Source organism: Pseudomonas sp. Pc102 (assembly GCF_018408275.1).
Classification (GTDB): domain Bacteria; phylum Pseudomonadota; class Gammaproteobacteria; order Pseudomonadales; family Pseudomonadaceae; genus Metapseudomonas; species Metapseudomonas tohonis.
On record NZ_AP021905.1, the window covers coordinates 591,669 to 617,287 of the forward strand.

At 68.5% G+C, this 25,619-nt stretch carries 21 protein-coding genes; 14 read left to right on the top strand and 7 right to left on the bottom strand.

The window, feature by feature from the left end; all coding sequences use genetic code 11:
• Positions 1-163 precede the first annotated feature (163 nt).
• Complete coding sequence (locus PHLH3_RS02785) at positions 164-1,942, top strand: acyl-CoA dehydrogenase C-terminal domain-containing protein (protein ID WP_173177559.1); 1,779 nt, start codon at positions 164-166, stop codon at positions 1,940-1,942.
• Between the two features lie 262 nt (positions 1,943-2,204).
• Here the strand turns inward: PHLH3_RS02785 and PHLH3_RS02790 are convergent, their stop codons facing one another.
• Both PHLH3_RS02790 and PHLH3_RS02795 read right to left on the bottom strand, forming a co-directional pair.
• Positions 2,205-2,858 carry an endonuclease gene (locus tag PHLH3_RS02790; protein ID WP_213630393.1) on the bottom strand — a complete coding sequence of 218 codons (654 nt, stop codon included), beginning with the start codon at positions 2,856-2,858 and terminating at the stop codon, positions 2,205-2,207.
• Positions 2,859-3,264: 406 nt separating this feature from the next.
• On the bottom strand, positions 3,265-4,155 hold the full coding sequence (locus tag PHLH3_RS02795) for a LysR substrate-binding domain-containing protein (protein WP_111259551.1): 891 nt from the start codon (positions 4,153-4,155) through the stop codon (positions 3,265-3,267).
• Between the two features lie 102 nt (positions 4,156-4,257).
• On the opposite strand from PHLH3_RS02795, the gene PHLH3_RS02800 reads away from it, so the two are divergent.
• From PHLH3_RS02800 to PHLH3_RS02815, 4 genes are read left to right on the top strand one after another with little or no spacing between them, the layout of a single operon-like run.
• Positions 4,258-4,956: an MOSC domain-containing protein gene (locus PHLH3_RS02800; RefSeq protein WP_213628130.1), complete on the top strand. Its 699-nt coding sequence runs from the start codon at positions 4,258-4,260 to the stop codon at positions 4,954-4,956.
• Positions 4,953-5,192, top strand: a complete 240-nt coding sequence (locus tag PHLH3_RS02805; RefSeq protein WP_213628132.1) for a hypothetical protein — start codon at positions 4,953-4,955, stop codon at positions 5,190-5,192. The genes PHLH3_RS02800 and PHLH3_RS02805 overlap by 4 nt, the downstream gene beginning before the upstream one ends.
• Positions 5,185-6,381 carry an acetylornithine transaminase gene (locus tag PHLH3_RS02810; RefSeq protein ID WP_213628134.1) on the top strand — a complete coding sequence of 399 codons (1,197 nt, stop codon included), beginning with the start codon at positions 5,185-5,187 and terminating at the stop codon, positions 6,379-6,381. The genes PHLH3_RS02805 and PHLH3_RS02810 overlap by 8 nt, the downstream gene beginning before the upstream one ends.
• 1 nt (position 6,382) lies before the next feature.
• Positions 6,383-7,087, top strand: coding sequence for a type 1 glutamine amidotransferase (locus PHLH3_RS02815; RefSeq protein WP_213628136.1), 705 nt, complete (start codon positions 6,383-6,385; stop codon positions 7,085-7,087).
• A 214-nt stretch (positions 7,088-7,301) separates the two neighbouring features.
• Here the strand turns inward: PHLH3_RS02815 and PHLH3_RS02820 are convergent, their stop codons facing one another.
• Positions 7,302-8,090, bottom strand: a complete 789-nt coding sequence (locus tag PHLH3_RS02820; RefSeq protein ID WP_213628138.1) for a carbon-nitrogen hydrolase family protein — start codon at positions 8,088-8,090, stop codon at positions 7,302-7,304.
• Between the two features lie 14 nt (positions 8,091-8,104).
• Positions 8,105-9,787 carry an NAD(P)/FAD-dependent oxidoreductase gene (locus PHLH3_RS02825; RefSeq protein ID WP_213628141.1) on the bottom strand — a complete coding sequence of 561 codons (1,683 nt, stop codon included), beginning with the start codon at positions 9,785-9,787 and terminating at the stop codon, positions 8,105-8,107.
• Between the two features lie 289 nt (positions 9,788-10,076).
• Here PHLH3_RS02825 and PHLH3_RS02830 point away from each other — a divergent pair, with 289 nt between their 5' ends.
• On the top strand, positions 10,077-11,069 hold the full coding sequence (locus tag PHLH3_RS02830; RefSeq protein ID WP_213628143.1) for a fimbrial protein: 993 nt from the start codon (positions 10,077-10,079) through the stop codon (positions 11,067-11,069).
• 8 nt (positions 11,070-11,077) lie between these two features.
• Here the strand turns inward: PHLH3_RS02830 and PHLH3_RS02835 are convergent, their stop codons facing one another.
• Positions 11,078-11,551, bottom strand: a complete 474-nt coding sequence (locus PHLH3_RS02835) for an Lrp/AsnC family transcriptional regulator (protein WP_213628145.1) — start codon at positions 11,549-11,551, stop codon at positions 11,078-11,080.
• 211 nt (positions 11,552-11,762) lie between these two features.
• Here PHLH3_RS02835 and PHLH3_RS02840 point away from each other — a divergent pair, with 211 nt between their 5' ends.
• Positions 11,763-12,731 (top strand): fimbrial protein, encoded by a 969-nt coding sequence (locus PHLH3_RS02840; protein ID WP_213628147.1) that lies wholly within the window; start codon positions 11,763-11,765, stop codon positions 12,729-12,731.
• Positions 12,732-12,737: 6 nt separating this feature from the next.
• Here PHLH3_RS02840 and PHLH3_RS02845 read toward each other — a convergent pair whose 3' ends face one another.
• Together PHLH3_RS02845 and PHLH3_RS02850 are read right to left on the bottom strand one after the other, a co-directional pair.
• The gene (locus PHLH3_RS02845; RefSeq protein ID WP_213628149.1) at positions 12,738-13,772 is read right to left on the bottom strand and encodes an AraC family transcriptional regulator; all 1,035 of its coding nucleotides are present in this window, start codon (positions 13,770-13,772) and stop codon (positions 12,738-12,740) included.
• 8 nt (positions 13,773-13,780) lie between these two features.
• Complete coding sequence (locus tag PHLH3_RS02850) at positions 13,781-14,698, bottom strand: GGDEF domain-containing protein (RefSeq protein WP_107329735.1); 918 nt, start codon at positions 14,696-14,698, stop codon at positions 13,781-13,783.
• 433 nt (positions 14,699-15,131) lie between these two features.
• Here PHLH3_RS02850 and PHLH3_RS02855 point away from each other — a divergent pair, with 433 nt between their 5' ends.
• From PHLH3_RS02855 to PHLH3_RS02885, 7 genes are all read left to right on the top strand, one after another.
• Complete coding sequence (locus PHLH3_RS02855; protein WP_213628151.1) at positions 15,132-17,660, top strand: TonB-dependent receptor; 2,529 nt, start codon at positions 15,132-15,134, stop codon at positions 17,658-17,660.
• Between the two features lie 57 nt (positions 17,661-17,717).
• Positions 17,718-19,643, top strand: a complete 1,926-nt coding sequence (locus PHLH3_RS02860) for a phytase (RefSeq protein WP_213628153.1) — start codon at positions 17,718-17,720, stop codon at positions 19,641-19,643.
• 74 nt (positions 19,644-19,717) lie between these two features.
• A complete protein-coding gene (tolQ, locus tag PHLH3_RS02865; RefSeq protein WP_213628155.1) occupies positions 19,718-20,422 on the top strand; it encodes a protein TolQ in 705 nt (234 codons plus the stop codon).
• Positions 20,423-20,430: 8 nt separating this feature from the next.
• Positions 20,431-20,877 carry a protein TolR gene (gene tolR, locus PHLH3_RS02870; RefSeq protein WP_044412031.1) on the top strand — a complete coding sequence of 149 codons (447 nt, stop codon included), beginning with the start codon at positions 20,431-20,433 and terminating at the stop codon, positions 20,875-20,877.
• Positions 20,874-21,698 (top strand): TonB family protein, encoded by an 825-nt coding sequence (locus PHLH3_RS02875; RefSeq protein ID WP_213628157.1) that lies wholly within the window; start codon positions 20,874-20,876, stop codon positions 21,696-21,698. Before tolR ends, PHLH3_RS02875 begins: the two co-directional genes overlap by 4 nt.
• Positions 21,699-21,734: 36 nt before the next feature.
• Positions 21,735-23,693, top strand: coding sequence for a PhoX family phosphatase (locus tag PHLH3_RS02880; RefSeq protein WP_213628159.1), 1,959 nt, complete (start codon positions 21,735-21,737; stop codon positions 23,691-23,693).
• A gap of 672 nt (positions 23,694-24,365) precedes the next feature.
• Entirely contained in the window at positions 24,366-25,556 is a 1,191-nt protein-coding gene (locus tag PHLH3_RS02885) for a diguanylate cyclase (RefSeq protein WP_213628160.1), read from the top strand.
• Positions 25,557-25,619 lie beyond the last annotated feature (63 nt).

Genomic DNA, 25,619 nt, shown 5'->3' on the forward strand with positions numbered 1-25,619 from the left:
CACGTGCGGGCCCTTTTCATCGGGGTTGCGATTTGTGACCGTTTAATAACATATGGTCACGCAACGACCCTATGTGTCTCAAAAGTTGTTCGGGTACACTGCCGGCCTGTTCCGTGAAACCGGCCTTCCCGGCCACCTGTAGAGTTCCTGCGAGGTTTTGCACATGGCTGACTACAAAGCGCCCCTGCGCGATATGCGCTTCGTTCTCAATGAAGTTTTCGAGGTCGCCAAGCTCTGGGCTGAACTGCCCGCCCTGGCCGAGACCGTCGATGCGGAAACCGCCTCCGCGATCCTCGAAGAGGCTGGCAAGGTCACCGGCGGCGTCATCGCCCCGCTGAACCGTTCCGGCGACGAGGAAGGCTGCCAGTGGAACGACGGCGTGGTCAGCACCCCGGCCGGCTTCCCCGAGGCCTACAAGACCTACGCCGAAGGCGGCTGGGTCGGCGTCGGTGGCGATCCGGTCTTCGGCGGCATGGGCATGCCCAAGGCGATCTCCGCCCAGGTCGAGGAAATGGTCAACTCGGCCAACCTGTCCTTCGGCCTCTACCCCATGCTCACCGCCGGTGCCTGCCTGTCGATCAACGCGCACGCCAGCGAAGAGCTGAAGGAAAAGTACCTGCCGAACATGTACGCGGGCGTCTGGGCCGGCTCCATGTGCCTGACCGAACCCCACGCCGGCACCGACCTGGGCATCATCCGCACCAAGGCCGAACCCCAGGCCGACGGCAGCTACAAGCTCACCGGCACCAAGATCTTCATCACCGGTGGCGAGCACGACCTCACCGAGAACATCATCCACCTGGTCCTGGCCAAGCTGCCCGACGCGCCGGCCGGCCCGAAAGGCATCTCGCTGTTCCTGGTGCCCAAGTTCATGGTCAATGCCGACGGCTCCCTGGGTGAGAAGAACGCCCTGTCCTGCGGCTCCATCGAACACAAGATGGGCATCAAGGCCTCCGCCACCTGCGTCATGAACTTCGACGGCGCCACCGGCTGGATCGTCGACGCCCCGAACAAGGGCCTGGCCGCCATGTTCACCATGATGAACTACGAGCGCCTGGGCGTCGGCATCCAGGGCCTGGCCTCCGGCGAGCGTTCCTACCAGAGCGCCGTCGAATACGCCCGCGACCGCATCCAGAGCCGTGCCCCGACCGGCCCGGTCGCCAAGGACAAGGCCGCCGACCCGATCATCGTGCACCCCGATGTGCGTCGCATGCTGCTGACCATGAAGGCCGCCAACGAAGGTGGCCGTGCCTTCTCCACCTACGTCGCCATGCAGCTCGACACCGCCAAGTACAGCGAAGACCCCGTCGTGCGCAAGCGCGCCGAGGAAATGGTCGCCCTGCTGACCCCCGTGGCCAAGGCCTTCCTCACCGACCTCGGCCTGGAAACCACCGTCCACGGCCAGCAGATCTTCGGCGGCCACGGCTTCATCCGCGAGTGGGGCCAGGAGCAACTGGTGCGTGACGTGCGCATCACCCAGATCTACGAAGGCACCAACGGCATCCAGGCCCTGGACCTCGTCGGCCGCAAGGTCGTCGGCAGCGGTGGCGCGTTCTACAAGCACTTCTCCGACGAGATCAAGGCCTTCACCGGCAGCGCCTCCGCCGACCTGGCCGAGTTCGTCCAGCCGCTGAACGCCGCCGTCGCCAACCTCGACGACCTGACCGCCTGGCTGCTGGAACGCGCCAAGTCCAACCCCAACGAGATCGGCGCCGCCTCGGTCGAGTACCTGCACGCCTTCGGCTACACCGCCTACGCCTACATGTGGGCACTGATGGCCAAGGCTGCACTGGGCAAGGAAGGCCAGGACGAGTTCTACGCCAGCAAGCTCGGCACCGCGCGCTTCTACTTCGCCCGCCTGCTGCCGCGCATCCACTCCCTGACCGCCTCCGTGAAAGCCGGCAGCGAGTCGCTGTACCTGCTGGACGCCGCCCAGTTCTAAGCGGCCCCCGCAAACGAAGAAGCCCCGCCGATGCGGGGCTTTTTCATTTGAGCGTGGGAAATCGCGTCTTCAGGACCCGGTCATGAGTCATCGGCTCTGTGACTGTGACGGTTCGAGCCGAGGGCTGGCAGGGTGAGCCCGTGCCGCAGGGTGTGTCGTGCGCACCGCCGCTCGGTGCTTGCGGCGGGTCCCAGGTGCGCGCAGCACACCCTACGTCCGGAGCGCGCGGCGGTTGCGGGCTCCGAGGTCTGGTTGCGCCCCTTCAATCCGCGATCAGCCTGTCCACCAGGCCCGGGTCATCGATGAAGCGGTTGCGGGTGCCCTGCAGCGCGGCGATCTGCTCGTTGCGGGCGCGTTCCTCGGCGTCCACCGGGTCCAGGCGGTGCCACTCCTTGAACATCTGCACCTGGCCGACGATGGGCAGGCCGTACTCGATGTGCATGTAGAAGATCGCCCGGGCCACGTTGCCCTTGGCGGCATCGCGGGGCTCCACCAGCTGGAAGCTGGTCTTGAGATCGCACTCGGCGCCGAACTTGCTCGGCACATCGCCGACCATGCCGAACAGCGCATTGCGCCGCGCCAGTTCGACCCGCGCCAGCTCCGGGTAGAGGTTGTGCAGGTCGGCGAGCATGAAGGGATATTGCGCGTTGGCGCTCTTGCACTGGCTGTCGGTGACGCAGCGCAGCGCGCTCTTGATCTGCTTGATGGAATAGACCGGGCTGGCTGCCAGCAGTCCGCTCTCGCCGGTGAAGGCCTTGCCGCAATACAGCGTGGTACCGGCGCCCGCATAGAGCTGTGGCCAGAAGACCTGGCTCACGGCCGCCTTGTGATCGGGGAGCCTGTCCTGGCCGCCGGCAAGGGCGGTGGTGGCGATGATAGGGGTGAGGCAGCAAAGGGCAATCGCAACTACGCGCATGGTCATGACCCCAGTCGACCGCACCGAAAAGGCCGGCCATATCATTCTTGTAGGACAACCGAGTCTATCAAGCGACTATTCTGAAGACAAAGCCTACCGATCGCTTGCTTGGTTGCCGCATGGCCTCTGGAACGGGGCATTCCGCCGAAGTGGTGGCCTTTTGTGATCATGTCGTCAAACCGCTATTTTGTAAGATATTGCTTACATCTTCTGAAGGCGTTCGCTGCTTCCGCCTACATGGTTGCAGGACTAATCTTCACTCCATAGGGACGTAGCGCAGGAAGCGCACTGAAAAACAGGGACTACGCCGGATTTCCGCCAGGATGGTGGGTAGATCAGGGATGTCAGGGATACAAGTCTGCAAAAACCTCGCTTCGGCGGGGTTTTTCTTTTTCCGGGCCCGGCATCACGCGGCGGGGGGCACCAGGTTCTCCAGCAGGGCCTGCAGCAGCTCCAGCGTCGCCTGCTGGCGCTGGGCATCGCGGAATACCAACCCCACCTTCAACGGCACGCGGGGCTCGCTCAAGGGCTTCCACAGCAGCGCCTGGTTGGCATGCAACTGTCGCGCGCGGCCGGGCAGCACCGTGGCCAGGCGCGTATGCGGCAGGCTGTCGAGGATGCCGGCCATGTGGTTCAGTTCCGCCTGCACCTGCGGGCGGCGGCCGATCAGCGCCAACTGCTCCTGCCAGATCTGCCGTACGCGGAACTCCTCGCCCAGCAGCAGCATCGGCAACTCCGCGGCCTGGGCCAGCGAGACCTTGCGGAACTCCTTCAGCGGGTGCTCCTCGGGAATCACCAGCTGCAACTCGTCCTCGTACAGCAACTGGCTGTGCAGCCCCGGCTGGCGCGGCGGCAGGAAGCCGATGCCGATATCCAGGTTGCCGGTCAGCAGGCGCCGCTCGATGTCCAGGCCCGACAGCTCGTAGATCTGCACCACCAGGTGCGGCTGGGCCTCGCGCAGGCGCTCCAGCAGCAGCGGCACCAGGCTCGCGTTGACCGTCTGCAGCACGCCGATGGCCAGGCTGCGGGGTGATTGCCCGCGGAAGTTGCGCAACGCCTCGCGTGCCCGCTCCATGCCGTCGAGCAGCGGCAGCGCATGGTTGTAGAGCGTGTGCGCGGCGAGGGTCGGCAGCAGGCGCTTGCCGGTGCGCTGGAACAGGCTCACGTCCAGCCCCTGTTCCAACTGGCGGATTTGCTGGGAAAGCGCCGGCTGGGAAATGCTCAGGCGCTCGGCGGCGCGGCCGACATGGCCTTCCTCGTAGAGCGCGACGAAATAGCGGAGCTGGCGGAAATCCATAAGTCTTTCTTATCGAAGAACCTGAAAAATCGAAATGTCATGCGCAGCGGCAAGGTCCTAGTCTAGCGGCCATAGAACCTGGTTCAAGCGCTGGAGCACGACATGCAGGGCCTGGAAGTAAAAGGTGTATTCATAGGCAAAGCCGAAGATATCGGCGGGGGACTCAGCAGCGCCATCGACAAGCGCCCGGTGGAACACCGGCTCTGGCTCTGGCCCCAGGGCCTGGGCAGCGACGAGCAGGGTGACCCGCGATTCCACGGCGGCCCCGAGCGCGCCCTGCACCACTACCCGGCGGAGCACTACCGCTACTGGCGCAAGCACTACCGCCACCTCGCCTGGAAGGCCCCGTCCTTCGGCGAGAACCTCTCCACCTACGGCCTCACCGAAGAGCAGGTGTGCATCGGCGACAGCTTCCGCTGGGGCGAAGCCATCATCCAGGTCAGCCAGCCGCGCTCGCCCTGCTACCGCCTGAGCCGTCGCTGGGGCATCGAGGAATTGCCGCGCCTGGTGCAGGACACCGGCCGCTGCGGCTGGTTCTACCGCGTGTTGCGACCCGGCTTCGTCAGCACCGTGGATCGCCTCTCGCTGCTGGAGCGCCCGTACCCCGAACTCAGCGTCGCCCGTGCCGTGCGTGCCTACTTCCACGAACCCCTGGAGCGCGAGGGCCTGCAACTGCTGCAGGCCTGCGAAGCCCTGAGCGGCCGCTGGCGCGACGGTGCGGCGCGGCGCCTTTCCAGCGGCCAGGTCGAGGACTGGAGTGCACGCCTGCACGGCCTGCCGCTGGAGCGCATGCGCGCATGAGCGACTACCAGATCAACCTGGAACGCCACGGCGTGCTGCTCGCCACCCTGGAGGTGAGCCAGGCGCGCTACGTGGAGGTGACCGCCCTGCTGCGCGAGCGTTTCCCCCTCGCCGAGGGCTTCGCCCTGCGCATCCGCCGGCGCCGCGAGCTGCGCCGCATCCTCGAACAGGGCCCGCAAGGCCTGCGCCTGCTGGGCATCGAATACCGTCATGAAGAGGTCGCCGACCATGCGTGACCCCCTCGCCGGCCTGCGCCTGATGCGCACCGTCGAACGCCCGCCCCAGGTCTTCGTGCGTGGCCAGGGCTCCTGGCTGTGGGACGCCGATGGCCGCGCCTACCTGGACTTCACCCAGGGCTGGGCGGTCAACAGCCTCGGCCACAGCCCCGGTGTGGTGGTCGAGGCGCTCAAGCGCCAGGCGGAGGCCCTGATCAACCCGGGCCCGGCCTTCTACAACCGCGGCATGCTCAAGCTCGCCTCGCGCCTGTGCCAGGCCAGTGGCAGCGACCAGGTCTACTTCCTCAACAGCGGCGCCGAAGCCAATGAAGGGGCGATCAAGCTCGCGCGCAAATGGGGCCAGCTGCATCGTGGCGGCGCCTACGGCATCGTCACCGCCGGCAACAGCTTCCACGGCCGCACCCTCGCCACCATGTCCGCTTCCGGCAAGCCGGCCTTCCAGGCCCTGTTCGAGCCCAAGGTGCCCGGTTTCACCAAGGTGCCGTTCAACGACCTCGACGCCCTGCGCGCCGCCGTCGACGACAGCGTCGTCGCGGTGATGCTGGAACCGGTGCAGGGCGAGGCCGGGGTCATCCCCGCCACCCTCGAATACCTGCAGGGCGCCGAGCGCCTGTGCCGCGAGCGCGGGGTGTTGCTGATCCTCGACGAGGTGCAGACCGGCATCGGCCGCTGCGGTGCCCTGCTGGCCGAGGACCTCTACGGCGTGCGCGCCGACATCATCACCCTCGGCAAGGGCCTGGGCGGCGGCGTACCCCTGGCTGCGCTGCTCGCCCGGGGCAACGCCTGCTGCTTCGAGCCGGGCGAGCAGGGCGGCACCTACCACGGCAACGCGCTGATGACCGCCGCCGGCCTCGCCGTGCTGAATACCGTGCTGGAGCCGGGCTTTCTCGAACAGGTGCGCGATGTCGCCCAGCATCTGCGCGAAGGCCTCGCCCGCGTGGCCCGCCGCCATGGCCACGGCCCCCTGCGCGGCCATGGCCTGCTGATCGGCATGCCGCTGATCGAGCAGCGCGCCGACGCGGTGGTCCGCGCCGCACTCGACGAAGGCCTGCTGATCAACGGCCTGGCCAGCGACTGCCTGCGCTTTTCTCCCGCGCTCACGGTCAGCCACGCCAACGTCGATGAAATGCTCAAGCGCCTCAACCGCGCCTTCGCCCTGGCCAAGGGCAAACACAGGGAGCCCGCCTGATATGCGCGTCGCCATCCTCCAGCACGTCCCCTTCGAGGGCATCGGTCGTATCGCCCAATGGCTCGACCTGCGCTCGGCCCAGGTGCGCGTGCACTACCTGCATGCAGGTTGCCCGCTGCCGGAGCTGGATGCCTTCGAGCTGCTGATCGTCATGGGCGGGCCGATGAGCGTCCACGACGAGGCCGTGGTGCCCTGGCTCGCCGGCGAGAAGGCGCTGATCCGCGCGGCCCTGGCCGCTGAAAAGCGCGTGCTGGGCATCTGCCTGGGCGCCCAGCTGCTGGCCGAGGCCCTCGGCGCGCAAGTCCGCACGGGGCAGGTCGAGATCGGCTGGTGGCCCATGGAGAAACACGCCCACGCCGAGCACTCGCCGCTGGGCCGCATGCTGCCGCAGCGCCTCATGGCCATGCACTGGCACGGCGAGACCTTCGACCTGCCGGCCGGCTCCATCCCGCTCTACGGTTCGGCGGCCTGCGCCAACCAGGGCTTCGTCTGGAAGGAACGCGCCATCGGCCTGCAATGCCACCTGGAAAGCACGCCCGAAAGCATCCACGAACTGCTCGAAGCCTGCCCCGACGACCTGGCGCTGATGGGGTCGGTGGAAAGCGCCGCCGCCATCCGCGACGGCTTCCCCCACTGCAGCGCCCTGGCGCCGACACTGTTCCGCCTGCTCGACTACCTCACCGGGCCGCACGCCGTGCTGACCTGACCCTGTCCCCTCGAGTCTCTTTCTCAACCGCCCGGCGGCCCTGCCTTTTGCCCCGGGCGGTCTTTCATTCCAGGCACCGGTCAACGAGGCGCGCTGTTCCAGTGGGCCCCCGCGTTCGCGAGGGTGACGAGGGGGCGGGGAGCCTTGAGCGCGCCGTCATCCCCGCGAACGCGGGGAACCACTGAACCCGCCTCGCCAGCCGGGCCCGGGGCGGTCAGGGCCGGTAGAGTTCCGGCCTGCGGTCGTGCAGGTAGGTGATCGCGGCACGCGAGGTCTGCAGGGCTTCGTGGGCAAGGTCGGCCAGCAGCAGGGTCTCGTCGCGACCGGCGCGGGCGGTCTGTTCGCCGTCCGGGCCGTTGAGGCTGGAGAGGCCGCAATAGCGGATGGCCCCCTCGGCGCCGCAGTAGTTGGCATAGGCGAGGTAGCACTGGCTCTCGTAGGCGCGGGTGCGCACCAGCACGTCGCAGACGAAGTCGTACGGCACCATGTTGGCGGTGGGCACCAGCACCAGCTCGGCACCGGCCATGGCCAGGCGCCGTACGTTCTCGGGGAATTCCACGTCGTAGCAGATCAGCACGCCGAGCTTCCAGCCTTCCAGCTCGATGATCGGGCAGGGCGCCTCGCCAGGGCTGAACATGCCCCGGTCCAGCTCGCCGAACAGGTGGGTCTTGCGGTAGTTGCCCAGGCGCTCGCCACGCGCGTCGATCAGTTGCGCCGAGTTGTACAGCGCCCCGTCTTCACCGCGTTCCGGGTAGCCGTAGAGGAGGGCGATGCCCTGTTCGCGGGCGATGGCCGCCACCCGCTGGGCCCAGGGGCCGTCGCCGGGCTGGGCCAGGGACTGCGCCGCCTCGCGGCCGATGTTGTAGCCGCTCAGGTACATCTCCGGGCCCACCAGCAACCGTGCGCCGCGCCGCGCTGCCTCGGCCGCCTGGCGGTGCAGGCGCGCGAGGTTGGCCTCCGGGTCCAGCGGCAGGGGCGGGCACTGGTAGAGGGCGATGCGCATGGCGTCTCTCCTGGTCATTCCGGCAGGGCGATGGGGCCGAGCTCGGCGAACACATCGCCCGGGCCGGGGTTGTCGGCATGGGTGGCGCCGCCGTAGTGCCTCATGATCCCCCACACGGCGTTGAGCGAGGTCTGCACCGCGCCTTCCACCCAGGCCGGGGTCCAGGACACGTCGTCACCGGCGATGAACATGCCCTTGTGCTCGGCGGGCATGTCGTCCTGCATGAAGTGCGCGTACATGCGCTGGTTGTAGCGGTAGTGGCCCGGCAGCGCGCCCTTGAAGGCGCCGAGGAAGTGCGGGTCCGCCTCCCAGGAGACGGTGATCGGGTCGCCGATGATGTGGCTGGCGATGTCCACGTCCGGGTAGATCTTCTTCAGGGCGTCCAGCGCCAGCTTCACGCGCTTCTCGATGGGCTGCGGGAGCATCTTCAGCGCGTCGCTCATCCAGGAGTAGGAGAGGCAGATCACCCCCGGCTTGTCGTCGCCGTTGTCGAACAGGTAGGTACCTCGGGTGAGGCGGTCGGTGAGCGTCATGCTCATGGTGTCGCGGCCGGTGACCGGGTCCTTGTCCTTCCAGAAGGGCCGGTCGACCATCACGAAGGTCTTCGACGACTGCATGTAGCGGGTGCGGTCCAGGGCCATCCACATCTTCTGCGAGAACAGCGATTCCTCGCACTCGATCTGGGTGGTCAGCAGCCAGCTCTGGCAGGTGGTCAGCACCGCCGCGTAGTGGCGGGTGTCGCCCCAGGCGTCGGTCACCGCCAGCTGGCCGTCGGCGGCGCGGGCGATGCGCTTCACCCCCGGGCGCGGCGCGCCGTTGTGCAGCGACGCCAGGCTGGTGCCGGCCGGCCAGTGGGCCATGCGCTCGGGCACGTGGCGCCAGATGCCCAGCGGCACCTGCTGCACGCCGCCCACCACCAGGTGCTGGTGGTCGTCGCAGTTGGTCATCACCACGCGGAAGATCTCCAGCATGGAATTGGGGAAGTCCGAGTCCCAGCCACCGGTGCCGAAGCCCACCTGGCCGAACACCTCGCGGTGGTGGAACGACAGCTTGGCGAAGGCCTTGGAGGTGGCGACGAAGTCGTAGAAGGTGCGGTCGTCCCAGAGCGGCACCAGGCTGTTCCACAGCTCTTTCAGGCGCTTGGTGTCGCGGTCGCGGATGGCCTGCTGGATCTCGCTGAACTGCGCGCCGTCCTCCAGCGCGTCGGCCCAGGCATCGGCCACCTCGCGGAACAGCGCCGGCAGGTCGGCCATCTTCTCGGCGTAGTAGGTCTTGCCCTCCAGGTCGATCACCGTGCTGCCGGAGGCAGGCGTCAGCGGGTTGGGGAAGGGGCGGGTCTCGAGGCCCAGCTTGTCGACGTAGTGGTAGAAGGCCGTGGACGACACCGGGAAGCGCATGCCGCCCAGCTCCGCGATGATTCCTTCGGCGCCCTCGAACGCCTGCGAGCGCAGGCGCCCGCCCATCTTCGAGGCCTCGTACACCACCGGCTTGAGGCCCAGCTTCATCAGCTCGTAGGCCGCCACCAGCCCGGCGATGCCGGCGCCGACGATGGCCACTTCCTCGCCCTGGCGCTCGGCCGGGATGCTGCCCAGGCCGGCGGGGTGCCGGATCCAGTCATCGAAGGCGAAGGGGAAGTCGGGGCCGAAGATGGTGATCGGCTTCTTGCCGTCGGCGGGGTGGCGATTGGTGGTGTGCATGGCGACCTGAAGAATGAGAGGGCTGTCTGTGCAGCGTTGGCGTCATTCTAGGGAGGCTGTTTTTCGTCCATAAGACGTTTTGTGTCGTCAATACGTGAGTATTTATAGCAAATAGACGATGCGGATATTCGATATGACGAAAACTTCGCGACGCAGCCCGGCCCTCTTGGGAATATTCATCGCAGTGTAGAGACATGTCCTCCAGCAAGTCAGGAGGACGGCCCGCCCGCGTTCGGATATCGATAAGCCATCATCCAGGCCTTGTCACTCGGGCTCTGGGAGATGCCTCATGCGTGCTTGGCTCCGTCGTACGTTCATCCTTTTCTGTTCGCTGCTCGGGGTCCTTCAGCAGCAGGCGTGGGGGTTCCCCGCCACCTGCACCCGGGCCGCCGAGGCGCCCCCGACCCTGGCGCCCCTGCCGGCGGAGCTGGTGGTGCCGCGCGACGCGCCGGAGGGGCTCGTGCTGTTCGATACCCAGCGCTGGATCCAGGGCGGCACGGCGGATGTCACCTGCGGCGGGTTCCTGCAGCACGGCGACCTCTGGCTGCGCCGGGGCTTCATCAGCGGAGCGGGCGTTCCGGGGCATCCGAACGTCTACCCCAGTGGCGTGCCGGGTATCGGCATCCGCGTGGCCTGGTCGCGGGACTCGAAGTCGCTGCCGGCGCAGATGAGCGGCGGCGAGTTCATGAACTCTCCGCGCAAGACGGATGCGCTGGCCTGGGGCCGCTATACCCCCGCGAGCAACTGGTGGATCCAGCTGATCAAGACCGGGCCGATCTCCAGCGGCACCTACAGCATCCCGAACGTGGAGGTGCACTACCACGACGAGCGCACCAACACCCTGCGATTCCCCTCGCTCGCCATCACCTTCCAGGCGCGGAGTTGCAGGCTGGTCGATGGCCGGGACCGAACCCGCGACCTGCACAAGACCTGGCTCAAGGACTTCTCCGGCGTCGGCAGCACCGCCTGGCCGCTCGATGTGAGCATCAACCTCGATTGCGATCCCGGCCTGAACATCGCCTACCGCATCGATGGGCTTACCCATGACGAATCGACGCTGAAGAACAGCACGGGCCTGATGATGGCTAAAGGTGTGGGGGTGCAACTGACGGATATGCAGCACGTTCCGCTGCACACCGGCCGCGAGTACCCCCTCGGGCACAGCGGGGTGGCTGGAAAGATGATGCAAATCCCGTTGATGGCCCGCTACCGGCAGGTGGAGGAGCGGATCGTGCCGGGCCATGTCATCACCGTGGCCACGGTGACCCTGTTCTACCGCTGACCGACCCTTCAGCTCGGGTCGGGTTGCAGCGGCTGGCCGCGGTCGATCTTGCAGCTGAGGATGATCGAGGTGGTGGTGCGCTCCACGCCCTCGACATTGCCGATCTCGTCCAGCAGCAGGTCCAGCCGCTCCGGCGACTCGGCGCGCAGCCAGGCCACGTAGTCGAACTCCCCGCTCACGGTGCACAGCAACTGGACCTCGGCCATGCCGGTCAGCCGGCGCAGCACGTCCTTGCCGCTGCGCGGCCTGACGGTGATGCCCACGTAGGCCTGCAGGCCGCCCTCCGCAACCCGCTGGCCCAGGCGCACGCCATAGCCGCTGATGACCCCGCTGCGCTCCAGGCGCGCCAGGCGCGAGTTCACCGTGGTACGCGCGATGCCCAGGCGGCGGGCGAGGGTGGCGACGCTTTCCCGGGCGTTGATCTGCAGGGCGGCGATCAGTTGGCGGTCGGTATCGTCGAGAAAGACGGGTGCATCTGGCATGGCGAGGCTTCGAGCGGGTCAGGGAGTGACAAGGCTACCCGAATGCACGTGGAAGTCACGGTGCGCCGGTGAAGCCGCAGGCGGAGCCTTGCCATCCGGCTGCCGAGGGCAATGGCCTACAGACAGGGGCGGAGTCCTTGGTGCTTTTTCCTACGCGTCGCCACTTTTGGTGCCGCTAGGATTTTCGCCCGTACTCTGTTTGGGCGTTTCCATGACCCCTCTCATCTGCAGCAGGCTGGCAGGCGCCCTGGCGCTCCTTGTCTCCGGACTGGCCTTCGGAGCCAGTTGCACCGGCTCGGGCCACAAGACCCACTTCCCGCTTCCGACCTCACTCTCCCTGCAGCGCGATGCCCCGGTGGGCTCGGTGCTCTTCGACACCAATGGCTGGGTCGGCACGGGGGAGGCCAGCGCGTCCTGCTATGGGCCGGGCACCATCTGGCACGACCATGGCTACTACGGAGGTGCCACCCGGACCGACCAGGCCGATGTCTATGAAACGGGTGTGCCCGGCGTCGGCATCAAGGTGGCCTGGCACAACAACGCCAACCGGCCGCCCGCCACCATGAATGGTGGGGCCTTCATGAGCTACCCGCGGACGGAGATGCAGATATCGTCGAACAAGTACGTCCCCGCCCAGCGCTGGTGGATCCAGCTGATCAAGACCGGGCCCATCGAGACGGGCACCTTCAACATCCCGCCGATCCGCGTCTACTACCACAACCTGCTGACCAACGAACTGACCTTCCCGTCCTCCCAACTGGTGTTCACCAAGAAGGGCTGCCGCCTGCGCACCCCCACCACCACCGTGCAGTTGCCCATCGCCAACCTGCACCATTTCGGCGGGGTCGGCAGCAGCGCCAGGCCGAAGGCCTTCAACCTCGAGCTCGACTGCGACCCCGATATCCGCGTGTCCTATCGCGTGGACGGGCTGCAGGCCGCCGACTCGGTGCTCAAGAATGGAGAAGGCAGCGGCATGGCCAAGGGCGTGGGTGTGCAACTGCTCAAGGGCGCGGGTGGGGGGACGCCCCTGGTGCTGGGTGCCAAGGCCTACCACCTGAGCACCGGCGCGGCCGGCGGCCCCAGCGTGATCCCCCTGATCGCGCGCTACTACCAGGTCGCGCCCACGGTCAGCCCTGGTGCGGTGACCACCATCGCCACCCTCACGCTGTTCTACGAATGACGCCCCTCAAGCCCCGAACAGCTGGCGCAGCGCGCTGGGGGAGAGCCCCGTCCAGCGCCTGAGCGAGCGGCGGAAGTTGGTGCTGTCGTGGAAGCGCAGGTACGCCGCCACCTCGTCGTTGCCGTAGCCCTTGATGCGATAGAGGTACAACGCCACGTGCTTGCGCACCAGGTCGCGCTGCTCCTGGTAGTGCGTGCCGTGCTTGGCCAGCTTGCGCTTGAAGGTGGCCGGGCTCATGGCGAAGGCCTGGGCCGCATCCTCCAGCACCGGCGCCTCGCGCACCCGCTCCAGCAACCAGCCGTAGAGCCGGTCCAGCAGGCTGGCGCGATGGCCCAACGCCTCCAGCTGGCGCGCACATTCCTGGCGTGCCACCCGGCCGGCGGTCTGCGACGCCTCCGGCAGCGCCCGGGTCAGCCAGGCGCGCGGCACCTGCATGGCGTCCACGTGCTGGTCGAAGCGCACCTCCTCCCCCAGGTGCACCCAGTACTGCTCGATGCAGCGCGGCTGGCCATGGGCGAAGTGGTAGCGCCACGGCAGCCGCTCCCCGCCCAGGCGCCGGCACAGCGCCGCCACCGCCGTCATGCTCGCCTCCAGCAGGAAGCGCCGGTGTTCCCCCGCCCCGCAGGCGTCCACCCAGTACAGCCAGGCGTCCTGCTCGTCCAGCAACAGCCGGGGCGCCAGCAACGGGGTCAGCAGCGCCCGCTGGCGGATCAACTGGCCCAGCGCATCCTGCAGGTGCTCGGCGTGCAGCAGGGTGTGGCTGGCGGCGCCGTAGTGGCCGGGCAAAAGCCGCTGGCCGAAGAGAAAGGCCGTGTCGTCGGCGGCCAGCAGGCGCCGGGCATTGCCGATCAGCCCGAGGAACTGCTGCGGGCTGACCAGCTGCCCGCCGGCGAGGATGTCTTCGTAGAACAAACCCGTCCCCCGCAGCAGGCGGTGGCTGTCGATCCCCCGCGAGAGCGCCAGGTCGATCAGCACCGCCGGCTGGCCGTGGGCCGGGATGAAGCGGCTGTCGCACTCGTACCAGTCACCCCTGATGGTCATCGCGCACCTCAGGCACTGTGGGCCAGGCGCGGCGAGCGCGCCTTCGCCAGGGCCAGGTTGAGCCGTTGCAGCAGCGCCTCGGGGCTCTCGTCCAGGGCCATCGCCACCGCCGTGCTGGCGCGCAGTTGCAGGCGCTCGCCGTGCTGGCGGGTGCGGTGGGCGAAGTGCGCCACCGCCTCGCCCAGCTCCGTGGCCAGCTGGTGCGCCTGGCGCTCGCCGGTGTTCGGCAGCAGCACCACGAAGCGGTCGCCGGCCAGGCGGCAGAGCAGGTCCTGGCGGCGCAGGTTGAGCAGCAGCAACTGCGTCAGGGCCAGCAGCAGGTGGTCGCCCTCGGCGTGGCCGAAGCGGTCGTTGACCTGGCTGAAGTCATCGATGTCGAGGATCACCAGCGACAGCGGCTGGCCGTTCGCGGCGGCCTCGCCCAGGCCCAGCTCCAGCTGGCGGCGCAGGTAGTCGGCGTCGCCCAGCGGGGTGAGGGTGTCGAACTGGCGATGCTCGCGGAACAGCCGCTCGCGCTTCTCCATCTGCGCACTGATGGCCAGCTGCTCGCGGTGCCAGTGGTAGATGCCCAGGGTCAGCAGCACCAGGCCGATGGGCATCGGCACCGACTCCAGCCAGTGGTCCCAGTGCACCGTGTCGGGCATGCGGATGAATTCGTCGAGGCTGTCGATCCACCAGGAGAAGAACACCCCCGCCAGCCCCAGCACCAGCAGGTTGGTCACCCGCCCGGCGGGCCGGCTTTTCAACACCAGGCCGATCCACACCAGCGCCAGCAGCGCCGAGCCGCCCTCGCCGAGTATGTCCAGCCAGACCCACTCCGACGCCGCCTTCAGGTCGCCCACCGCCAGGTGCAGCAGCAACCCGGCATTGGCCGCCAGGAACAGCGCGGTGAGCTTGAGGCGGTGCAGCTTCAGCAGGGAGGTCATGGGCAGGTCCGCAGGGTTAGACCGGGCCAGCAGAGCAGATGATTGTGACGGCGAGGTTGCAGCGCCGGAGCGGGGTGGGAGGGTCGGATCGGCTCAGGGGACGTGGGGTGTTTTTCAGCATTTCGCGCTGCTTTGGTAGGGGCGAATTCATTCGCCAGGCAGCCCGCAGGGCTGCTTCTGCGGGGCTGTAGGTAGCGGCGGACCTGCGCTCCGCTGGGCGAATGAATTCGCCCCTACAGGAGGCTCCGGCCTGGCTTGCATCGCCGTGCTCGGGTCCTATCAGCTCAAAACCCCGGGGCTACCCCCGCAAAACCCCTCCATTCCCGCCCGGTGCCGTTGTCCTGTCACAGAAGCTTCATCCGCGCTGCCTAGCGTCCGCTCCCACATTGCCGGGCCATTTGCCTGGCCTGGAACAATCCTGGGGAGAGCATTCATGTACAAGCGCAGCACCGCCGCCCGGCTCGCGGGCTTCACCTTCAGCGCGCTGACCCTGGCCATGGCCGGCGTCGCGCTGGCCGCCGACGAGGGCGCCGCCGGCGCCACCGAGCACGTCGAGGTGGTCGGCCAGGCCGTGAGCATCGACAAGGCCCTGAAGGAGCAGCGCGCCTCCGACAGCGTCGAGAGCGTGGTGCATGCCGATGGCGTCGCCCAGCTGCCGGACCAGAACGCCGCCGAAGCGGTGCAGCGCCTGCCCGGCGTCTCGGTGGAGCGCGACCAGGGCGAAGGCCGCTTCGTCAGCGTGCGCGGCCTGGGCCCGGACCTGAACAGCGTCACCATCAACGGCACCCTGGTGCCCGCCCCGGAAAGCGACCGCCGCGCCGTGGCCCTGGACGTGCTGCCCGCCGAGCTGGTGCAGTCGCTCACCGTGATCAAGACCCTCACCCCGGACATGGACGCCAACTCCCTCGGCGGCACCATCGACGTGGAGAGCCTCTCCGCCTTCGACCACGAGGGCCTGTTCTACACCGGCAGCACCGAGGGCAGCTACGACGAGAACACCGACCAGACCAGCCCCAAGTTCTCCGGCGCCATCAGTGACCGCTTCAGCCTGGGCGAGGGCATCGACAACTTCGGCGTGGCCGCGGCCCTGAGCTGGCAGGAACGCAAGTTCGGCTCCGACAACGTCGAGACCGGCGGCGCCTGGGACTTCGAGGACGGCGCCCGCCTGGAGGAGCTGGAGCAGCGCGACTACGCCATCACCCGCGAGCGTGCCGGCGGCGGCCTCAACTTCGACTACAAGCCCGACGACGTCTCCAGCTACTACCTGCGCACCCTCTACAGCCGCTTCAAGGACAGCGAGACGCGCAACGCCGCCGGCATCGAGTTCGACGACGCGCGCCTGCCGGGCGAGACCGGCGACGGCGAGGGCTACCGCGAGCTGAAGGACCGCGAGGAAACCCAGGAGATCCAGTCCTACGTGTTCGGCGGCGAACGCATGATGGGCCTGTGGACCCTGAGCGGGCAGGCCGGCTACAGCCGCTCCAGCGAGGACAGCCCCGGCCACATCGCCGGTGCCACCTTCGAAGGCATCCGCGACTTCACCGGCACCGGCTTCGACGACAGCAAGAAGCCGCGCCTCAACGTCGAGGACGCGTTCTACGACCCGGCCAACTTCGCCCTCGACAAGATCGACTGGGAAAAGCAGAACACCGAGGACACCGAGAAGAACATCCGCCTCGACCTCGCCCGCGACTACGACCTCTCCGGCTACGCCGCCCAGGCCAAGTTCGGCGGCAAGCTCAGCCGCCGCGACAAGACCAACGACCTGGAAGCCTGGACCTACGAGGACCTGGACACCTTCTTCAGCGACGAGCAGCTCAACCTCGGCCGGTTCCAGAAGGGCACCGTGCACTACGCCCTCGACCGCTTCGGCCCCGGCATCAGCGCCAGCGCCATCAAGGGCCTGATCGGCCAGCTCGATGCCGCCGACTTCTACAACGAGGAAGAGTCGCGGGTGAACGACTTCGACATGAGCGAAGACATCAACGCCGCCTACCTCATGAACACCCTGGACGTGGACGACTGGCGCTTCATCGCCGGCCTGCGCTACGAGGGCACCGAGTTCGAGGCCAAGGGCACCGGCATCCGCGATGGCGCCTACGAAAGCATCGAGCGCAAGCGCGACTACCACCACTGGCTGCCCGGCCTGCACGCCCGCTACCAGCTGGACAAGGACACCCAGCTGCGCGCCGCCTGGACCAAGTCCGTGGTGCGCCCGACCTTCGGCCAGCTGGCCCCGGGCTTCGTCATCGACGGCGACGAGGCCAGCTTCGGCAACCCCGACCTGTCGCCGCTGGAGTCGAGCAACTTCGACCTGGGCATCGAGCACTACCTGGGCCGCGCCGGCGTGGTCTCCGCCTTCGTCTTCTACAAGGACATCGACAACTTCATCTACAACACCGACCTCGCCGGCACCGGCGCCTGGGCGACCTTCGACGAGGCCAACACCTACGCCAACGGCGACAACGCCAAGCTCTACGGCCTGGAACTGGCCTACTCGCAGAAATTCGACTGGCTGCCCGCGCCCTGGAACGGCCTGCTGCTGGGCGCCAACGCCACCTTCAGCCGCTCCGACGCCAGCATCGAAGGCTTCGACGCCGCCAGCGGCCGCACCCTTGAGCGCGACATCGACCTGCCCAACCAGTCCGACACCGTCGGCAACCTGATGCTCGGCTGGGAGAACGACAAACTCAGCCTGCGCCTCTCGGCCAACTACAAGTCCGACTACCTGTTCGAAGTGGCCCCGGTGGGCGACCGCCAGCACGACCTGCACGTGGATTCGCAGACCTTCGTCGACTTCAGCGCCCGCTACTTCCTGACGAAGGAGCTGCAGCTGTCCTTCGAGGCGCAGAACCTCACCGACGAGCACTACTACGTCTACACCGGGCGCCGCAGCTACAACGCCCAGTACGAGGAATACGGCCCCACCTACACGCTCGGCCTGACCTTCACCCACTTCTGATCGCCACGCCCTCCCCACCGGGGAGGGCGGCACCCCCGTATCGCCTGGAACCGCCCGATGACCGCTATCCGCCCCCGTACCGCCCTGCTGTTCGCCGCCCTGTTCGGCCTGGCCGCCTGCCAGCCGCGCCCGGCCGCCGAGTCCTCGTCTCCCCGGCTCGACCTCAGCCCATGGGGCGCCTCCGCCCTCAAGGCCGAAGACCTTCGCCCGCTGCCCGGCAGCGACGCCCGCCTGGCCGCCAGCGAGCGCGACGGCCTGCTCCTGCTCGACGGCGAAGGCCGCGAACGGGCGCGCCTGCCCGGCTCCTTCTCCGGCCTCGACCTGCGCAGCGCCGGGCCCCGGGGCGTGATCGTCGCCAGCCTCGACAACGCCACCCAGCAGGCCACCCTGGTGAGCCTGGACATCGGCGCCCAGCGCTGGGGCGCCCCACTGCAGCTGCCGGCCCGCGACTACGCCGTCGCCGGGCTCTGCCTGTACCGCGACGACGCGCGCAACCTCTACCTGTTCCTGGTGGGCGAGGACGGCCACGGCGAGCAGTGGCTGGTGGGCGCCGGCCCGCGCCTGAATGCCGAGGCCCGACGCGTACGCGGCCTGGCCCTGCCACCGGCGGCCGAGTACTGCCAGGTGGACGACGCTGCCAACCGCCTGTTCGTCAACGAAGAGAACGTCGGCCTCTGGGCCTACCCGGCCCACCCGGAAGCCGACAGCGCCCGCATGCCGGTGGACCTGTTGGCCCCCTTCGGCGGCCTGGCGAAACGCGCCGGGGCCATGGCCGTGGTGCCCGGCGGCCTGCTGGCGCTGGACCCGTCCGCCGCCCGCCTGCACCTCTACCAGCAGCAGGGCGAGGCCTGGCAGGCCGTGGCCAGCCTGGCGCTGCCGGGCCTGGACGAGCCCGAGCGCATCGCCGTCGCCGCCAGCGCCCGGGGCACCGAGCTGCTGCTGCAGGACGACGCCAGCGGGCGCTTCCACCAGGGCCGGCTGGACTGGCAGGCACAGCCCGTGGCCCTGCCGCCGGTGCTGCCCAGCGTCGCCGCCCTGCGCCAGAGCGAACCGGTGGGGCGCCAGGGCGATGCGGCGGATGACCCGGCCATCTGGGTCAACCCGAACGATACGGCCGCCAGCCGCGTGCTCGGCACCAACAAGAAGCAGGGCCTGCTGGTCTACGGCCTCGATGGCCAGTTGCTGCAGGAACTGCCGGTGGGCCGCCTGAACAATGTCGACGTGCGCCCCGGCTTCGCCCTCGGCGGCCAGCGGGTCGACCTGGCCGTGGCCAGCAACCGCGACCGCAACAGCCTCAGCCTGTTCGCCATCGACCGCGCCACGGGCGAGGTGAAGCCGGCCGGCGAGGTGCCCACCCCGCTCAAGGAGATCTACGGCATCTGCCTGTTCCAGCCGGCCTCCGGCGAGCTCTACGCCTTCGCCAACGGCAAGGACGGGCGCTTCCTGCAATACCGCCTGGACGGCGCCAGCGGCGCGGCGAGCGGGCAGCTGGTGCGCGAGTTCCGCGTCGACAGCCAGCCCGAGGGCTGTGTCGCCGACGACCAGCGCCAGCGCCTGTTCATCGGCGAGGAAGACGTCGGCGTCTGGGCCCTGGACGCCCGCGCCGACGCCCCCGCCGACCTGGCCTCGGTGATGAAGGTGGGCGACGCGCTGCACGCCGACGTCGAGGGCCTGGGCCTGTACCAGAGCGAGACCCGTGACTACCTGGTGATCTCCAGCCAGGGCAACGACAGCTACGTGGTGCTCGACGCCGAGCCGCCCTTCGCCCTGCGCGGCGCCTTCCGTGTCGGCCTCAACGCCGGGGCCGGCATCGACGGCGCCTCGGAGACCGACGGCCTGGAAGTCACCTCCGCCAACCTCGGCGGCCCCTGGAGCCAGGGCCTTTTGGTGGTGCAGGACGGCCGCAAGCGCATGCCCGAGCAAACCCAGAACTTCAAGTTCGTGCCCTGGGCCGAGGTGGCACGGACCCTGGGCCTGCACTGAAGCGCTGTCATCAATCCGTCACCACCGCGTAATCGAATAGGGCCAGCGGGCCCGGCAACACGAGGAACCGAACCATGCACGCAACACTGGAACAGATGACCGTCTGGGGCCTGATCAGCGACGCCAGCCTGCTGGTGAAAGGGGTGATGGCGATCCTGCTGCTCGCCTCCCTGTTCAGCTGGTACCTGATCGTCCAGCGCGGCGCCCTGCTGGCGCGCACCGAACGCCAGGCTCGTGCCTTCCTGGCGCGCCTGCGCGGCACCGCCGAGCTCGGCCAGCTGCAGCGCAAGGACGGCGAGCCGGACGAGGACGCCGCCCTGGAGCGTATCTTCCACGCCGGCTACCAGGCGTTCGCCCAGCTGCGCCGCGAGCCGGGCATCGCCCCGGACATGGTGGTGGACGGTGTCGAGCGCAGCCTCTATGTCGCCATCGCCGAAGAGGAGGAGCGCCTGGAGAAGGGCCTCACCTTCCTCGCCACCGTCGGCTCGGTCAGCCCCTACATCGGCCTGTTCGGCACCGTGTGGGGGATCATGAATTCCTTCATCGGCCTGTCCCAGGTGCAGCAGGCGACCCTCTCCACCGTGGCCCCGGGCATCGCCGAAGCGCTGATCGCCACCGCCATCGGCCTGTTCGCCGCCATCCCCGCGGTGATCGCCTACAACCGCTTCTCGGCCCGCGCCCAGGGCCTGGTGGCGCGCTACTACGCCTTCGGCAATGAGCTGCAGGGCCGCCTGCAACGCCGCCTTGTGGGCGCCAACCCCGTCGCCGCCGCGGCCTGAGGTGCAGCATGCTCGTCCGCCCCCAGCGCAAGCACGGCCCCAAGGCCGAAATGAACGTGGTGCCCTATATCGATGTGATGCTGGTGCTGCTGGTGATCTTCATGGTCACCGCGCCGATGCTCACCCAGGGCGTGAAGATCGAACTGCCCAAGGTGGCCAGCGAGGCGCTGCCCCGTGACAGCCAGCAGCGCATTCTCACCCTCTCGGTGCAGGCCGACGGCGGCTACTACTGGAACCTCGGCACCGAGCTGGACACCGAGAACCGGACCGACAGCGCCGTGGCCCTGGAGGAGATGACCGCCAAGGTGGGTGCGCTGATCGCCGAGCGCGGCGACACCCAGGTGTACATCCGCGCCGACCAGGACGCCGGCTACGGCAAGGTGGTGGCCGCCATGGCCGCGCTGCAGCAGGGCGGGGTGGCCAACCTCGGGCTGATCACCGAGGCGCCGCAATGAGCGTGATGGTCATGGGCGACACCCCGCTTTCCCGCCTGCGCCTGCCCGCTGCCGGGTTCTGGCGCCACGCCTTCGCCGCCGGCTGCGCCCTGGCCCTGCACCTGGCTGTGCTGGGGCTGCTGATGGCCGGCTGGGCCCCCGAGCGCCCCGCCGAGCCCGTGCAGCGCGTGCTCACCACCCAGCTCATCAGCCTGCCCGCGCCGGTGCCCGAACCGGCCCCCGCGCCCCCGGCGCCGGTGCAGCCGGCCGTGGCCGAGCCCGCCCCGGTGGCGCCGCCCCCGGTGCCGCTCGAGCCGCCGAAGCCGCAGGTCGACCCGCGCGTGGAGCAGCGCAAGCAGGAGCACGCCGCCCTGGCCCGCAAGCGCGTGGAGGAGCAGAAGCGCCAGGAGCAGATGCAGCGGGAAACCCAGCGCCGCGAGCAGCAGCGCCTGGAGGCCGAGCGCACCGCCGCCGAACAACAGCGCCAGCTCGACCTGGCCCGCCAGGCGGAACAGCAACGCCTGGCTGCCGAGCGCGCGCGCCAGGCCGCTGCCGAAGCCGCCGCCAACAGCCGGCAGTACCTGCCGATTGCCAAGGAGGCGCCGGACTACCCCCAGCGCGCCCTCGACAAGGGCATCCAGGGCGACTGCACGGTGGAGTACCGGGTCAACCCGCAGGGCCGTGTCGAGGACCCGCAGGTGGTGGGCGACTGTCACCCGCTGTTCATCCGCCCGTCACTGGCCGCGGCGCAGACTTTCCGCTACCAGCCGCGCCTGGAGAACGGCCAGCCCGTGGCCGTGCCCGGCGTACGCAACACCTTCCACTACCGCATCGAACGCTGAGCGCGCAGCGCCGGCGCAGACCAGAAGAGAGACGTGATGAACCAGGATTTCGCAGCCTTCCATGCCGCACTCGCCGCCCACGACGACGAGGCCATCAACCCCAGCGGCAACCGCAGCCTGGACCAGATGGTCGATGCCGGCCGCCGCAACGTGCTCAAGGGCGGCCTTGCGATGGCGGCCCTTGGCTTCTTCGGCGGCGGCATCAGCGCCTGCCGTGCGGTGGCCGACGACGGGTTGCTGGGCTTCAAGGGCGTGCCCCAGCAGTTCGATGCGACGTTCGACCAGGTCATCGTCGCCGAGGGCTACAGCGCCCGGCCGTTCTTCTCCTGGGGCGATGCCGTACTCGCCGATGCTCCGGCCTTCAAGGGCGACGCCAGCGAAACCTGGGAGGACCAGCTCAAGCAGGCCGGCGACAACCATGACGGCATGCACTTCTTCCCCTTCCCGGAGGCGCCCAACGACCACGGCCTGCTGGTGGTCAACCACGAATACATCAACCCCACCCTGCACGCCGCCGGCATCGTCTACCTCGACGGCAAGCGCAAGGCGGAGGACGTGAAGAAGGAGCAGGCGGCCCACGGCGTCAGCGTCATCGAGGTGAAGAAGGACGGCAGCGGCCACTGGCAGCGGGTCGCCGGCTCGCGCTACAACCGCCGCATCTCCACCCTCACGCCTATGCAGCTCAGCGGCCCGCTGGCCGGCCACCCGCTGATGAAGACCGCCTCCGATCCCAGCGGGCGGGAGGTGATCGGCACCCTCAACAACTGCTCCATGGGCGTCACCCCCTGGGGCACCTACCTCGCCTGCGAGGAGAACTGGCACAACTACTTCATCAACCGCGACGCGGCCGACCATGCCCAGCGCGTGTCCCACAAGCGCTACGGCATCGCCAGGGAAGGGTTGAGCAAGAACTACGGCTGGGAGACCGCCGACCCCCGCTTCGACGCCACGCCCTACCGCGACCAGCCCCACGACGGCCACGTGCAGGAGCCGCATCGCTTCGGCTGGGTGGTGGAGATCGACCCCTTCGACCCCGGCAGCACGCCGAAGAAGCGCACCGCCGTCGGCCGCTTCTGCCGCGAGTGCTCCACCCTGTCCCTCGGCAAGGACGGGCGCATGGCCTACTACTACGGCGACGACACCAAGGGCGAGTACATCTACAAGTTCGTGCCCAGCGGCCGCTTCGACGCCGCCAACCCCAGGGCCGCCCGCGACCTGCTGGACGAGGGCACCCTCTACGTGGCCCGCTTCGACGACGACGGCAAGGGCCAGTGGCTGGCCCTGGTGCACGGGCAGAACGGCCTCACCGCCGAGAACGGCTTCCCCAGCCAGGCCGAGGTGCTGCTCAATGCCCGTGCCGCCGGCGACGTTCTCGGCGCCACGCCCATGGACCGCCCCGAGTGGGTGGCCGCGCACCCGGAGACCCGCGAGGTCTACGTCACCCTCACCAACAACGACGAGCGCGGCGCCAAGAAGCCGCTGAACGCCGCCAACCCGCGCCCGCACAACCTGCACGGGCAGATCCTGCGCTGGAACGAGGCGGGCGGCGACCCCACCGCCACCACCTTCGAATGGGAGATCTTCCTGCTCGCCGGCGAACCCCAGGGCGCCAAGGACGACAAGGGCCAGCCGGTGCCGGCCAGCCTCATCGGCACCATCAACGGCGACGCCTTCTCCTCGCCGGACGGCCTGGCCTTCGACCCCGCCGGCCGCCTGTGGATCGAGACCGACTTCGACGACATCGAGCCGGCCATGGCGCGCATCGGCTGCAACCAGCTGCTCTGCGCCGACCCCAGGACCCGCGAGGTGCGCCGCTTCCTGGTCGGCCCGCGCGGCTGCGAGCTGACCGGCATCACCTTCACCCCGGACGGCCGCAGCATGTGGGTCAACATCCAGCACCCCGGCATCAGCTACCCCGCCAGCGACGGCAAGAGCCGCCCGCGCTCCACCACCGTGCTGATCACCAAGAACGACGGCGGCGTGATCGGCAGCTAATTCCATGCCCAATGCCGGGCCCAACGATGCCGGGTTCGACTCCGCGCGTTGGGCCTCGTACCTCGGCCCAACCTACGGCTGTGCTCGACGCCGGCTTTCGTAGGAGCGAGCTCTGCTCGCGAAGCTTGGCTACGCCGGGGAGCGCTCCCTGTAGGTTGGCGCCGAGCGCAGCGAGGCCCAACGATGCCGTGCTCGACTCCACGTGTTGGGCCTCGTACCTCGGCCCAACCTACGGCTGTGCACGACGCCGGCTCTCGTAGGAGCGAGCTCTGCTCGCGAAGCTTGGCTACGCCGGGGGAGCGCTCCCTGTAGGTTGGCGCCGAGCGCAGCGAGGCCCAACGATGCCGTGTTCGACTCCGCGCGTTGGGCCTCGTACCTCGGCCCAACCTACGGCTGTGCACGACGCCGGCTCCCGTAGGAGCGAGCTCTGCTCGCGAAGCTCGGCTGGCCATCGGATGCGGCATTCCGTCGCCCCTTCAAGCGTTTCAGCGGCATGTCGCCAGGGGTTGCGAGGCGGCGCCTGACGACCAGCGGTATGGCCTGAAACCCGTACAAGGATTGATGCAGGGACGGTTGGCGCTGGTGGCGCCATGCCATACTTTTGGCACGTCAGCTTCCATGGGCGATCCCCTGAAAGCTGTTTACCTGAGGGTGCGGGAGGTGAGGTCAGGGATGGATAAGGTCCAGCTGTTGCTCAGCCACTACGCCGAGAGCCGTTACACGCGGCAGCTCAACAAAGGCTTTGGATGGCTGCGTTTCGAGCCCGAACTGGAGGCGGAATACCGTATCTCCAACTACCGGGCCTTTCGCAATACGCGTATCGGCGCCCTCTGCACGCTGCTGCTGGCGCTGCTGTTCTTCCTCGGTTTCGACGTCTTCTACGCCCTGCGCCACTACGAGGCGGCGCTGACCCCGGCGATCTTCGGCATGCGCCTGATCGCCCTGGCCGGAATCATGCTCTCGGCGATCATGGTGCTCTACGGCAACGATCGCTCGGCGGGCGTCTTCTGGGTGCCCTGTACCGTGTTCTTCATCGGCACCACGACGCTGGTCAGCAACATCCTCTACATGCAGGTGCTGGAGCAGGTGGGGATGCCCTTCAACCTCGACGGCATGATCCTGGTGCTGATCGCCATCTTCTTCCCCGTCGGCTACAGCTACTGGGGTTCGGTGGTCTGCGCGGTGATCACCTTCATCGCCATGCTGGTGGCGATTCCGATCTACCTGCCGGAGGGGTATCTCGACGACTTCATCGCCCTGTCCATCTACCCCCTGGTCGCCATGGTCTTCGCCGGCATGTCGCGCTACTTCCAGGAATCCGCCACGCGCCGCCAGTTCCTCACCCGCGCGGCGCTCAAGGAACTGGCCGACAGCGACAGCCTCACCGGGCTGTTCAACCGACGCATGTTCGAGATACTCCTCGAGCGCGCCCTGCTCGAAAGCCAGCGCGAGCGCCATTGCCTGGGGCTGATGCTGGTGGATGTGGACTACTTCAAGGCCTACAACGACCGCTATGGCCACCCGATGGGCGACGCCGCCCTGCAGGCGGTGGCGGAGACCCTGGGCGCGCTGCCCCGGCGCTCCCTGGACATCGCCGCCCGCCTGGGGGGTGAGGAGTTCGCCCTGGTGTTCTGCGACCTGGTGCCGGACTTCGCCACCCGCACCGCCGAACGCGTGCGCCAGCGTGTCGAGGCCCTGGGCATCCCCCACGAGGGCTCGCAGGTTTCCGGCGTGCTGACGGTGAGCATCGGCGTGGCCCTGAGCGAGCCGGGCGACACCCGCGCCAGCCTCTACAAGCGCGCGGACGAGGCGCTCTACCGCTCCAAGGGCGAGGGCCGCAACCGCGTGACGGTGGCGGACTGAGGCTCGGGCTGCGGGCCCCGTTCAGTGGGCCCCCGCGTTCGCGGGGAGCCACTGAAAGGACAC